This window comes from Desulfosporosinus lacus DSM 15449 (assembly GCF_900129935.1).
In the GTDB taxonomy this organism is placed as follows: domain Bacteria; phylum Bacillota; class Desulfitobacteriia; order Desulfitobacteriales; family Desulfitobacteriaceae; genus Desulfosporosinus; species Desulfosporosinus lacus.
The window spans coordinates 123,417-136,430 of the sequence record NZ_FQXJ01000013.1 but is presented as its reverse complement, the minus strand read 5'-3'; the positions used below and the strand labels follow the sequence as shown (position 1 = coordinate 136,430).

The 13,014-nt window shown below is 42.1% G+C and carries 9 protein-coding genes; 6 read left to right on the top strand and 3 right to left on the bottom strand.

What is annotated here, in order from left to right:
- Position 1 precedes the first annotated feature (1 nt).
- The 3 genes from BUB11_RS17200 to BUB11_RS17190 form a co-directional block, all read right to left on the bottom strand.
- On the bottom strand, positions 2-691 hold the full coding sequence (locus BUB11_RS17200; protein ID WP_073030989.1) for a DUF4956 domain-containing protein: 690 nt from the start codon (positions 689-691) through the stop codon (positions 2-4).
- A gap of 24 nt (positions 692-715) precedes the next feature.
- Positions 716-1,456: a polyphosphate polymerase domain-containing protein gene (locus tag BUB11_RS17195; RefSeq protein WP_073030988.1), complete on the bottom strand. Its 741-nt coding sequence runs from the start codon at positions 1,454-1,456 to the stop codon at positions 716-718.
- A 338-nt stretch (positions 1,457-1,794) separates the two neighbouring features.
- Complete coding sequence (locus BUB11_RS17190; protein WP_073030987.1) at positions 1,795-3,027, bottom strand: M48 family metallopeptidase; 1,233 nt, start codon at positions 3,025-3,027, stop codon at positions 1,795-1,797.
- A 189-nt stretch (positions 3,028-3,216) separates the two neighbouring features.
- Between BUB11_RS17190 and nifJ the strand changes: the two genes are divergently transcribed.
- The 6 genes from nifJ to BUB11_RS17160 all read left to right on the top strand — a co-directional run bounded on the left by nifJ (position 3,217) and on the right by BUB11_RS17160 (position 12,922).
- Positions 3,217-6,744, top strand: coding sequence for a pyruvate:ferredoxin (flavodoxin) oxidoreductase (nifJ, locus tag BUB11_RS17185; protein WP_073030986.1), 3,528 nt, complete (start codon positions 3,217-3,219; stop codon positions 6,742-6,744).
- Positions 6,745-7,244: 500 nt separating this feature from the next.
- Positions 7,245-8,657, top strand: coding sequence for an FAD-binding oxidoreductase (locus tag BUB11_RS17180; protein ID WP_073030985.1), 1,413 nt, complete (start codon positions 7,245-7,247; stop codon positions 8,655-8,657).
- Positions 8,623-9,879 carry a (Fe-S)-binding protein gene (locus BUB11_RS17175; protein WP_073030984.1) on the top strand — a complete coding sequence of 419 codons (1,257 nt, stop codon included), beginning with the start codon at positions 8,623-8,625 and terminating at the stop codon, positions 9,877-9,879. Before BUB11_RS17180 ends, BUB11_RS17175 begins: the two co-directional genes overlap by 35 nt.
- A 279-nt stretch (positions 9,880-10,158) precedes the next feature.
- Entirely contained in the window at positions 10,159-11,070 is a 912-nt protein-coding gene (locus BUB11_RS17170) for an efflux RND transporter periplasmic adaptor subunit (protein ID WP_073030983.1), read from the top strand.
- Positions 11,067-11,750 (top strand): ABC transporter ATP-binding protein, encoded by a 684-nt coding sequence (locus BUB11_RS17165; protein WP_073030982.1) that lies wholly within the window; start codon positions 11,067-11,069, stop codon positions 11,748-11,750. Before BUB11_RS17170 ends, BUB11_RS17165 begins: the two co-directional genes overlap by 4 nt.
- Complete coding sequence (locus BUB11_RS17160; protein ID WP_073030981.1) at positions 11,750-12,922, top strand: ABC transporter permease; 1,173 nt, start codon at positions 11,750-11,752, stop codon at positions 12,920-12,922. The genes BUB11_RS17165 and BUB11_RS17160 overlap by 1 nt, the downstream gene beginning before the upstream one ends.
- Positions 12,923-13,014: the final 92 nt, after the last annotated feature.

Sequence of the window (13,014 nt, the reverse complement as noted above, 5' to 3'; positions counted from 1 at the left end):
TTTAAGCGTAAATTTTATCTTCATATTCTTTTGAGGTTAAGGCAATGTTGAGATTGCCATTGCGACATCTTAATTCGTCCAGGAAGTCCTTTTGATTGATCGACTGCTTTAAATTAAGGTTATAGACCACTTCAAAAAGGGTCCCGAAATTACTGGTTTTAACACGTTTTACATTCCAAGAATTAGCATAGGTGTTGAGGATATCATCAAACAGTCCTTGAAAGTTTAGATTTTCTGGAACGGTAATTTTCAAGTTCATGGCATTCGACCTTGGGTTGGGAAAGTTTGTGTAATAAAGCAGGATCATGACCGAACATAAGATTACGGCAAACAGGGCAGCATAGAGGATATAACCCATTCCGCACGCTAACCCTACTGCCAAGGTGAAGAAGACATAGGCAATATCCTTCGGTTCACCGGGAGCACTTCTGAAACGAATCAGGCTAAAGGCACCGGCCAGACTAAAGGCTCTGGCCACGTTATCCCCAATCAACAAAATGATGACGGAAATGATGGCCGGTAACATGATCAAGGTGATAGTGAAACCTGCAGAATAACCCTCTTTTTTATGGGTCTGGAGATAAACGAGGCTGATGAACAGACCTATGGCTAAGGCTGAACATAAAACTGCCAGAGAACTCATTAACGTAAGGGAATCTCCACTGGTGGAGGCTAGTATTGTTTCTAACATTAGGTTGGCTCCTTTCAAACACATTTAATAATTGACACATTGGCTTGGATAAAGGTGGGGGCAGGCGTTTTGGTATTCTTGGCCATATTTTGAAAAGCCGGTGCGGTAGATGAATAGATCCGATAAAATTTTAGATAACCACATTGGTACAGCACTGGAGATTTTAACTTCCATTAAATACTTCCCTTTGTCAAAGAGCTGCTCCCCATAACTAGCTTTTTCCAAACTCAACTCAGTTCTGCGGGTCGTAATGTCGTAATCAAAGGTTACTCGAAAATCCTTATCCGCTTTTCCGAAAAACGCCAGTCGTTTATAGCTAATGTAAACCGCTGGAGCAACGTCATTGTGACTTAAAAAATACTCTATTTCATTGACGACCTGTTGGGTCATAGTGTTCATTGTAACAGGACGTTTTCCGAAGTTTATAAAATCATCGGCTTCTTTTAACGTTAGGACAGCACGTCTCTTATTGACGATGCCACCGATTTTCTTTTTTAGTTCTAAAAACACCTTGTCATTGGATGATGTTGGGACGAAGTAGCTTCTCAAACGAAGTTTTTCTTTATAATAGGGTTTGGAAAGAGAATGCCGAATTAAATTGTGATCACTAGTATCGTAATAAAGATTGTAAATGCTGTACTCCTTTCCGTTTTGGCAATGATCATCAGGGTTCATGTACTCTAACAGTTTGGGAATCAGAGTATCTAACTGTGCTTGTGTAAGCATAAATTTCATTTCGTAGCGTTTAAAAGCAGTTATCGCCATTTTGTTCACGTTCTCCTTTTTTGAATCTCTTGGCGTTTCCGAGGAAACAATTTTTAGATCTGTAGTAAGTATATAAAGCCTTGCTGAAATATGGCTGAAGGCTAACTGAATAAATGCTTAATCTTTTTTATTAGGAAAAGGGCAATAATCCAAGAAGCAACCCGTCAAGCGGTAATTGATTTCTGCAGGGAAAGAAGCAGGGAGTATCGCTGACTACATTTTTAAAAGTAGTCAGCGACACTCCCATTTCTTTTAGCATTAAAAACAGTTACCTAATCCGAAAGTTATTGACCTTTTTGGATCTCCCCACCGTCATGGTTGTTAGGCAGTGTGAATCCTTATTCATCTTCTAAGGCGTTTATTCTGACTAGCGCTGGTGGATGGCTGTAGCTGAACCAGACGATAAAGCGGGGAGGAGATAAATCGGATAAACTCGTGCGGGCCAAGTTTTGTTGCAACTGGATTTCTGCATTGAGGTCTCCCGTGAGTTCGAGAGAAAAACGATCCGCACTTTCTTCCATTTCTCTTGATATTGCATTTTGGAGAGGACTGCTTACAAAGAGAAGAAGGAGAAGAGCCAGTTGTAACGCTACCCAGAGTTGAGGAGGTTTTGTGCTGTTTTTTGGCAACCACGGTTTTAACAGGGCAGCTAATAAACCGAAGACAATGAAACCTCCAATGATTCCGTAGAAAAGCCCATAGATGATATCGTTATGTCGCCAATGTCCCATCTCGTGAGCAATAACGGCTTTGACCTCAGGTAAAGAATAATTATCTAAGAGGGTATCGTATATGACAATTCGTTTAGTAGTTCCCACTCCGGCAAAATAAGCATTAGCTAAGGTTGTCTGCTTGCTGGCGTCCATTACCAGAACCTCACTAATGTCCAGTCCAGCCTGTTGGGCCAGATCATCTACCATGGTAACGACAGCGGAATCGGGTAAGGGTTCAAAATGGTTGAAGAGCGGAGATATAACTATTGGCCAACAAAGATGCGCTATAACGAGCCAGAGACTAAATAGAGCAGCACAGACCAGCCACCAATAGCGTGTTAACCTGTTGACCAACCAGAAAAAAATGAGCCCTCCCGCAATCGAAATAAGGAGCTCGATTCCGGAATTTTTAAAATAGTCAATCCACCAAGCACTCTGATTTTGAGTACTGAAACCCCAGACTTTTTGCCAGTGGTACCCGGCATAATATGAAAAAGGCAGGGATGAAATTTTGATCAGAGTCCAAATACTCAGTATGGATAATGTAGAAACTAACCAATAATTCCTGCTAATCTTCCGAAGGCGCTCAAAGAAAGTCTGTCCCACTGAACTAAAGAGCAGATAAAATAAAAGGATGGTCTGGAAGGAGAACTTTATTATATAGAGGATACGCGGTGTTGAATTGTATATTCTAGCCTTATTAGCTATTTCTAGTGAAAAAAACTCACTCACTGAAGGATCTATAGGTCCTGGAAAGATGGCTGACCAAAGATATAAAAAGGCAAAAGTCGCTGCTAATCCGATAAGGAGAAACCAGCCGATTATAGCTTGCCGTGCGTTGCTCTTAAGATCAATCATTCTAGAATTCTCCACCTTTAAATGTAAAACTTCTTTTTCTTATTATAATCCTATTTAAGTACATGAGGTGATCGGTATACTTATTTTTAAAAACTTTTATATTTTTATTAAAAAAATGTATGAGAGTCATCCAGTTACGAATACTAATTCAAGCTTACGATTTAAAGTTTATTTGAGGAGGTTCTTAGTGTGGCCAAGAAAATGAAAACAATGGATGGGAACCAGGCCGCAGCAGAAGCATCTTATGCTCTGACTGAAGTTGCAACCATCTTCCCGATTACGCCTTCTTCTCCGATGGCTGAGGGAGTCGACGAATGGGCAGCACATGGTAAAATGAATTTATTCGACCAACCGGTAAGAGTTGTAGAGATGCAATCCGAGTCTGGAGCTTCAGCCGCACTGCACGGCTCACTCCAAGCTGGAGCCTTAACCACAACCTATACGGCTTCCCAAGGCTTACTGCTTATGATTCCTGAAATGTATAAATTAGTTGGAAATTTAGTGCCGGCAGTATTCCATGTCACAGCCAGGGCTTTATCAACACATGCCTTGTCAATTTTTGGGGATCATCAAGATATCAATGCTGCTCGGCAAACTGGTTTTACGATGATTTGCGCCAATAATGTTCAAGAAGCGATGGACTTAGGTTTTGTTTCACACCTTTCTGCTATTAAGTCACGGGTTCCAGTTTTACACTTTTTTGATGGGTTCAGAACCTCACATGAAGTACAAAAAATCGAGACGACAAGCTATGATGAAATTGCTAAGCTGGTGGACTATGAAAAAATTCAGGAATTTAGGGACAGGGCTTTAAATCCAAACCATCCAGTACTCAGAGGTACTGCCCAAAATCCAGACATTTATTTTCAAGGGCGAGAAGTTTCAAACCCCTTCTTTGACGCTGTACCAGATATCGTCGAAGACTACTTCAAAGAGATTAAGAAAATTACCGGACGCGAGTACCATCCCTTCCAGTACTATGGTGACCCTGAGGCCGAAAACATCATTGTAGCTATGGGTTCTGTTTGTAATACTATCGAAGAAACGATTGACTTCATGGCGCAAAGGGGAGAAAAGGTTGGCCTGATTAAAGTTCATCTATATCGGCCATTTTCTAAAAAATACTTCTTTGATGTCCTGCCTAAATCTGTTAAGAAGATCTCGGTCCTTGACCGAACGAAGGAACCTGGCTCGACAGGTGAACCTTTATATCTTGATGTTTTACAAATGTTTAACCATGAGACTACAAGGCCAATCATCGTAGGGGGACGGTATGGCTTAGGTTCTAGAGATACTACTCCCTCCCAAATTCTGGCCACTTACCAAAATCTGAAGAAGGCTCAGCCCAAAGATCACTTTACTGTCGGCATTGTTGATGACGTAAGCCACACTTCCTTACCAATAGAGGAGACCATCGACGCTTCGCCAGAAGGGACAATTCGATGTAAGTTCTGGGGACTTGGCTCTGATGGTACGGTTGGTGCGAATAAAAGCGCGATAAAAATTATCGGAGATAATACTGACCTTAATGTTCAAGGTTACTTTGAATATGACAGTAAGAAATCCGGCGGGACTACCATATCACACCTGCGTTTTGGCAAGCAACCCATTAAATCCTCTTATCTGGTCTTTGATGCGGATTATATAGCTTGCCATAATAAGTCGTTTATTTATCACTATGATCTTCTGAGAGGCCTGAAAAAAGGCGGAACCTTTGTTCTGAACTGTCCTTGGCGAGCTGATGAACTGGAAGATCATCTGCCAGCTTCACTAAAACGTCAAATTGCAAAAAATAATATCAGTTTCTATATCATTGATGCCATTTCCATTGCAGGGGAAATCGGGCTCGGCGGACGCATCAACATGGTCATGCAGGCGGCTTTCTTTAAGTTAGCGAAGGTGATTCCTGTCGAGGATGCAATTCGATACCTTAAAGACTCTATTCAGAAAGTCTACGGCAAGAAGGGGTCAAATATTGTAGAGATGAATCATAAGGCTGTCGACCGTGGAATTAACGCCTTACATAAAGTTGAGGTTCCAGCTTCATGGGCTGAGGTTCCTGATGAGGATATGCCAATTAAGAGCGAGCCAGACTTTATTAAAAACATTCAACGGCCTATGGCTCGTCATGAGGGAGAAGACCTGCCGACCAGTGCTTTTGTTGGTGTTGAAGATGGCACTTTCCCGTTGAGCACAACTCGATATGAAAAACGGGGGATTGCAGTTTATATACCTGAATGGCAAATCGATAAATGTATTCAGTGTAACCAGTGTTCCTATGTCTGTCCCCATGCCACCATTCGGCCCTTCCTCTTGGATGACAGGGAGCTTGAAAAAGCACCTGATACCTTCAAAACAAAGAAGCCAATTGGCAAAGGGCTGGAAGGTTACCACTATCGAATTCAGGTTACACCCCTTGATTGTACAGGGTGTTCAAACTGTGCCGACGTTTGTCCTGCACCAGGGAAAGCGATTATCATGAAACCTGCTGATCAGGAGATTGAAATGGAATCAGAGAACTGGGAATATGCAATTAAAAACGTGACTGAAAAACGCCATCTCATGGATGTCAAGACCTTAAAAGGAAGTCAATTTGCCCAGCCCTTGCTTGAGTTTAATGGTGCTTGTCCAGGGTGTGGTGAGACACCTTATGCCCGGCTTATTACTCAGTTGTATGGTGACCGTATGGTCATTGCCAACGCCACGGGTTGTTCCTCCATCTGGGGCGGAAGCGCTCCTTCTATTCCATATACGGTTAATGCTGAAGGGAAAGGACCCGCCTGGATGAGTCCGCTCTTTGAGGATAATGCTGAGTTCGGCTATGGAATATATCTTGGCTCGAAGCAAATTCGAGCAAAAATAGCTCAGCTGATGCAACAAGGCTTAGAGAGTCCTCTTAACGAAAACATTAAAGAAACCTTCCGGGAATGGCTGGAAAATATGGAGGATGGAGAAGGTTCAAAGAGAGCATCGAACCGAGTACTTGAAGCGATGAAAAACGAAGATGTCGCTGGCAATCCTCTTCTTCGCGAAATCAAGGAGAAGAAGGATTATCTCATCAAACCTTCTGTTTGGATTTTTGGCGGGGATGGCTTTGCTTATGATATTGGTTACAATGGAATAGACCATGTCATAGCGAGCGGGGATGATGTTAATATCCTAATAATGGATACTGAAGTTTACTCCAATACGGGGGGACAAGCCTCAAAGGCAACTCAGACGGCAGCCATCGCAAAATTTGCAGCTTCAGGGAAAAAGGTTCGTAAAAAGGATCTTGGACTAATGGCTACGACCTATGGGTATGTCTATGTTGCTCAAATTGCTATGGGAGCCAATATGAATCAAACGATTAAGGCGATTGCAGAAGCAGAAAGTTATCGCGGACCGTCTATCATAATTGCCTATGCTACTTGTGTCAACCACGGGGTCAAATCCGGTATGGGCACGAGTATCTTTGAACAGAAAAAGGCAGTTGAAGCAGGATACTGGCATCTTTGGAGACATGACCCTCGTCTTAAAGATCAAGGCAAGAATCCGTTTGTTCTTGACTCGAAAGAACCCACTGCTTCTTTCCAAGATTTCTTAAAAGGCGAAATCCGTTACTCTTCTCTCATGAACGTATTCCCAGATGTCGCTCAAGAGATGTTCGATGCAGCTGAAGGGCACGCTCGAGAAAAATATCAGACCTTAAAGCGTTTTTCGGAAATGCAATATTGATTAAACCTCTCTTAGAGGTTTATCTGATAGCAGGTATGAAGCATGTCAATCTAAAGTTGGCATGCTTTTATACCTTTATACCTTCAAACGCGCACTCCTGTTATGCGGGAGTGCCTTTTTGGTGTATATGCCACAAAACTATTGACAAATTTGCATGCCGCCTCCTTGGGGTAAGTAGAGCGTGGTTAAAACGGTTTTTTGTTTTACTTACTAGTCGTTTTATTATAAAATTAAAACTATTCAAATAATACGTAAGAATTTTGATTAGTTGTCCTCTGTTATGAAAACATTCTTTGCTAAAATAAGTAAGCTTATCTAATAAGTTTCTAATATAACAGTGCCATCATTCTATCTGTTAATGCTCTTCAAAAGTGGTGCTATTGCAATGATTCTCGTAATTTATAGAAATATAGTTTCGAAGTGGATGTTCTTGCTCTCGCGTGTATGATGTACGAGATACAGGAGCGTTTTTGGGTCAGGAAGAGTGGGGAGGTTTAAGAATGTCAGAAATTGTTCAGGCCTTGACGAAGATTGTGGATTCGGAAAATTTACTTCTCGAGTTGGAGGACCGGATGTGTTACTCCTATGACGGCACCTTCCGAACCTTTTTGCCGGATTATATCGCCAGGCCAAAAAATACCCAGGAGATTCAAGAAATTGTAAAAGTGGCGGTGGCTTTTAAGACGCCCCTTTACACAAGAGGAACGGGTACTGGATTAAGTGGAGGCTCCGTTCCCGTAAAGGGGGGGATTGTCATGGATCTTACCCGGTTAAATAGGATTTTAGAGATTGATGCCAAAAATTTGGTGGCGATTGTTGAGCCAGGAGTCATCACTGGCGACCTCCATAAAGCTGTTGAAGCCTTAGGCTTATATTATCCCCCCGATCCTGCGAGCTTAAAAACTTGTACTATGGGTGGCAATGTGGCCGAAGGAGCGGGTGGTCCCAGGGCCATTAAATACGGGGTCACTCGGGATTATGTGATGGGCTTAGAAGTGGTTACTGCTGCAGGGGAATTAATCCGCGTCGGAGGTCGGACGGTTAAAAATGTCTCGGGTTATGACTTGACCCGGCTCTTTGTTGGTTCTGAGGGGACGCTCGGGGTGATTACCCAGATTATTGTAAAGCTCATTCCTAAACCAGAAGCCAAAAAGACGATTATGAGCATGTTTCCTAAGCTCGATGGGGCAGCAGATACAGTTCCTCAAATTATTGCCAAAGGGATCATTCCAGCTGCTTTGGAAATCATGGATGATTTGGCTATTAACTGTGTAGAAAATCACTTGCATATGGGACTTCCCAGGGATTCAGAGGCAGTCCTTTTGATCGAATTGGATGGAGACAAAGAGGTCGTTGAAAAACAAGCACCGATCATTGCCCAGATCTGTCAAGACAATGGTGCCTCCGAGGTAAGAGTAGCTCAAAACGATGCAGAATCTGAAGATCTCTGGAAAGCTCGCCGCGCAGTTTCGGCCGCAATCGTCCAATTGAACCCGACCAAAGTCGCGGAAGATGCTACGGTTCCCCGGACAATGATCCCGGAAATGATTCGACGCTTAAAAAAGATTGCGGCTAAGTATAACTTGCCTATGCCGATTTATGGGCATGCAGGGGATGGAAATTTGCATCCTAATATCCTAACCGATCGTCACAATCCAGAGGAAATGGAGCGAGTTGAAAAGGCGGTAGAAGAAATTTTCAAAACTACGGTGGAACTAGGGGGGACTCTGTCTGGAGAGCATGGAATCGGGCTGATGAAAGCTCCTTTTATGAAACTCCAATTTACACCAGAAGAAATCCACTATTTCCGAGAAATCAAGAAAGTATTTGACCCACAAAATATTCTCAATCCGGGAAAGATTTTCGGAGGTGAGGAAAGTGAAAGATTATTCACATCTCAAGAAGGAAATTGATCACTGTAGTAAATGTGGGGGATGTTTGGCGGTTTGCCCTATTTATGGAGAACTGGGTATAGAAACGATGGGTTCAAGGGGAAGAGTATTTCTTTTTAGTCAATACTTAGAAGGAAATTTGGAACTGAGCAAAAAATTTGCAGAGATCATGTCTCTATGTTTATTATGTAAAAATTGTTCGGCGACTTGCCCGAATGGTGTAGCCACAGATCAACTCGTTTTGGCTGCTCGCAAAGAGCTTGTTGGTAAGAATGGATTACCTCTCATTAAAAAGACAGTATTTCATCATTTGCTCAAGTCCAATGGCCGCTTGAACCTAGTCGCCCGGTTTTTAGCGATCTACCAGCGTACTGGACTGCGGTGGCTGGTACGAAAGTCCCGTATCTTAAAACCTTTCCCATCCAACTTAGAAGCTAAAGAGAAGCTTCTGCCGGATATTCAAGGAGGACACCCTTTTCGTCAAGAGGTTTCCCAGAGAATTCCCGTGGAGAATCCGCAAAGACGTATTGCTTATTTTACAGGGTGTATGACAAATTACGTTTTTCAAAACACAGGAAGATCTGTTCTCAACGTGCTTAAAGAAAACAATGTGGAAGTCTTTATTCCAGAGCAGGTGTGTTGTGGGGTGCCCGCGGAGGCCAGTGGGGATGAAGAGACAATGTTGCATCTGGCTGCAGAAAATGTTAAAAATTTAACAAAATTACAGGTTGACGCGATTATTACGGATTGTCCAAGTTGCGGGGTGGCGCTTCAAGAGTATGGGGAAAAATTAGGGACTGAAGAAGCCAAAGCATTTAGTTCTAGAGTCAAAGATATTACTCAATTCCTCATACAAGATATTAAACTTAAGATCCCCAAAAATAATGTCCCGGTTACAGTAACTTATCATGATCCCTGCCATGCCATTAGGGGACTAAAGATCCAAAAAGAACCGCGTGAACTGCTTAAAAAGATCCCGGGTCTTTCACTTAAAGAAATGAACGGAACGAACCAATGTTGTGGTTCTGCAGGTTCCTTCAATTTATCTTATTATCAGCTCTCGATGCAGATCCTTGATAAGAAACTTAATAATATCAGAGATACGGGGGCTGAAGTGGTGGCAACTGCTTGTCCCGCCTGTGAAATGCAGATTGGGCATGGAGTTCGAAAAAATCAACTGACGCAAAAAGTAATCCACCCGATTGAGCTGCTTAGTCAGGCTTACTTAGCTGGGGATAAATAAAAATATTAATCTATTGAGGAGGTATTTAAGTATGTCATTTAATTAAACGGGATTTATGCTCCAATTCCAACACCTGTATTAAAAGGCTCACAAAATAAATCAGAACTCTATAGAGACAGTTTCCATGAATGGGCAATTGGCAGAAATGATTCGGAATCCTCACCTATTAGGTGGGGATTTTTTATATTGCGTTTGATTGAACTATTATGGATAGGGGTATATTACCACAATTAATAGGTAAACTGCTAAAAAAGCAATGTGAAAGATGAGGTAAGTTTGATGAAAAACAAAAAAACGGGCAATAGAAAAGTCATTATATGGTCAATTATAGGGGTATTAGTTTTGGCTTTAGCTATTGCCTTATATCTTAGGCCCAAAAAAACAGACTATACTGAGGTCAGACCGACGACCGGTAATTTAGCCACTAATTACAGCTTCTCAGGCAGCATTGAAGCTAAAAATAGACAGACTGTTTTTGCGGATAAGGCGATGCAAGTTAAAGAGATTAAGGTTAAAGAGGAGGAAGAAGTTACAACTGGTACTGTATTAATGACGACAGTTGGGGGCGGAGAAATGAAGTCTAAGATCGCGGGAGAAGTCTCTGGCATTTATGCGGAAGAAAATGCACAGCTTATGCCTGGCGCAAAGTTGATTGATATTGTGGACTATACAGATTTGCAGCTGAAAGTACAAGTTGATGAGTACGACCTGTCAGCTGTTTCCAAGGACAAGGATGCCGCCGTTACCATTCATTCATTAAAGAAAGATATTAGCGGAAAGATTACGGATGTATCTAAGGAAGGGGAATATGCAAACGGGGTTACAAATTTTACAGCGACTATTTCACTCGCTAAGGATAACAACCTCCGTACAGGTATGTCGGCAGAGGCCAAGGTTATCAATCAAAGTGTTACTAATGTCGTGCTTCTGCCAATGTCTGCAATACAGTTTGACGCTCAAAACAGCCCTTATGTGTTGATAAAAGACAGCAATAACTTGCCGAAAACTGTTCAGTTGACCCTTGGTATTAATGATGGCGTACTTGCAGAAATTAAAAGTGGAGTAACTGCCAATGATATTGTATTAGTCCCGCCAACTGCTAAGTCTGCTGATTTTGGTCCGGGCGCACAAATGGGGCAAGACAGGGACGAATCGACTAAAGGCGGTGTTGAAGGTGGTATGGGTCAATGAGTGAAATCTTAAATATGCTGGACATTGTCAAATGCTACTTCCTAGATGCTGAAGAGCTTGTGGTACTTAATAAAATTAACCTAAAAATCAATGAAGGAGAGTTTGTATCTATTCTAGGGCCCTCCGGGTCCGGCAAATCTACCTTAATGAATATTATTGGTTGTCTTGACGTTCCTACCAGTGGAAAGTATATTTTGGCCAATAACGATGTTGAAGATTTAGACGAAAAGGAATTGGCACGAATACGCAATCGAGAAATAGGTTTTGTCTTTCAGAGCTTTCAGCTTCTGCAAAGATTGACTGCCCTTGAAAACGTAGAGCTGCCGATGATTTATGCTGGAGTATCTCCGGAAAATCGCCATAAAAGGGCGGCTGAAATCCTTGGACGTGTAGGTCTGGCGGATAAAATGAACAATTACCCCAACCAGCTTTCAGGCGGACAACAACAGCGTGTTGCTATTGCCCGTTCTGTAGTGACTGAACCGACGATCCTGCTTGCAGACGAGCCGACCGGTGCACTTGACCAGAAAACTGGACAGCAGATAATGCAGCTCTTTAAAGAACTAAATGATGAGGGAAGAACGATTATTATGATTACTCATGATACCAACATCGCAAGATACTCCAAAAGAATCGTAAATATCCTTGACGGATGCTTAAATGAGGGGGCTGTGAGCTAATGTTAAAAGAATCTATGAAAATGGCTTGGAGCAATATAATTCATAATAAGATGCGTTCCTTTTTAACCGTACTGGGTGTGTTAATAGGGGTCTCCTCAATCATTGCGTTGATTACCATAGTACAGGGGGCAACAGGTAGCATTACAAGCCAGATATCATCGTTGGGTGCTGATAAAATTACCATTCAAGCCATGGGAACACGTTTAAAGCAAGGGCTGAATGAAAACGATTTAGTGCAGCTTTCACGGGTTAATAATGTCAGTGGGGTTTCGCCAACTGTTTCGGGTAAGACCTCGCTTGTATATGACCGTAATGTTAAAACAGGGGTTTCAGTGGAAGGTAAAAATGAAGTTTACTTCAAAAAAGAATCGGATATTTTAGCAAGGGGCAGAGGGGTAAATATCCTTGATGTTAATAACAAAAATTCAATTGCAGTAATAGGCTACGATCTCGCAAAAGAGCTGTTTTTCGGGACTGAGCCTGTTGGTCAACAAATATTGATCAATGGTAACACGGTTACCCTGGTTGGAGTTTTAAATGAATCTAGCGGTTCGATCTTGGGTTCAACCAACAATACGGTCATTATGCCATACACCTCGGCGATGAAAACACTGGGAGTGAGAAACATTACAAGTGTTGATGTGTATATGAGCGATGCCAACGAGTCAGAGAGTATTACCAATGATCTGACTACAATTTTAAATTCTGCTTTTAACTACCGCGAAAACACTTTCAGTGTGCTTAATATGCAGAATATAATTGATGTTATCGGTAATATAACAGGTATGCTGACGCTTTTGCTTGCTGGTATCGCCTCAATTTCCTTGCTTGTAGGCGGAATTGGAATTATGAACATGATGTTAGTATCCGTTACTGAACGCACCACGGAAATTGGACTCAGGAAGGCCCTAGGGGCAGAACCTGCCCAAATTCAATTGCAGTTTCTCATTGAGTCCATCTTTATTTCCTTATTTGGCGGTATACTAGGATTGATCCTAGGGATAATAATCGCCTTATCCGCAGCTGTTATAATGGACTTTACGTTTACTATTACAGCATGGACAATTATACTTGCAGTAGGTTTTTCCGCAGCGGTAGGGACTATCTTTGGCTTGGCTCCGGCAAGAAAAGCCAGCAGATTGAATCCAATAGATGCACTTAGACACGTTTAGGCTTCAAAATAAGGAGTACTGCCTAATATGTTAGAGCGCAGTAAAAGGAAAGACTGTATGAACTGGCATTTGTAAAAGAGCACTCTTTGCAG

Excerpts from the sequence above, each read along its gene's own strand:
- BUB11_RS17160 (WP_073030981.1), top strand. The coding sequence starts at position 11,750 with ATGTTAAAAGAATCTATGAAAATGGCTTGGAGCAATATAATTCATAAT.
- BUB11_RS17190 (WP_073030987.1), bottom strand. The coding sequence starts at position 3,027 with ATGATTGATCTTAAGAGCAACGCACGGCAAGCTATAATCGGCTGGTTT.
- BUB11_RS17180 (WP_073030985.1), top strand. The coding sequence starts at position 7,245 with ATGTCAGAAATTGTTCAGGCCTTGACGAAGATTGTGGATTCGGAAAAT.
- BUB11_RS17170 (WP_073030983.1), top strand. The coding sequence starts at position 10,159 with ATGAAAAACAAAAAAACGGGCAATAGAAAAGTCATTATATGGTCAATT.
- BUB11_RS17195 (WP_073030988.1), bottom strand. The coding sequence starts at position 1,456 with ATGGCGATAACTGCTTTTAAACGCTACGAAATGAAATTTATGCTTACA.
- BUB11_RS17165 (WP_073030982.1), top strand. The coding sequence starts at position 11,067 with ATGAGTGAAATCTTAAATATGCTGGACATTGTCAAATGCTACTTCCTA.
- BUB11_RS17200 (WP_073030989.1), bottom strand. The coding sequence starts at position 691 with ATGTTAGAAACAATACTAGCCTCCACCAGTGGAGATTCCCTTACGTTA.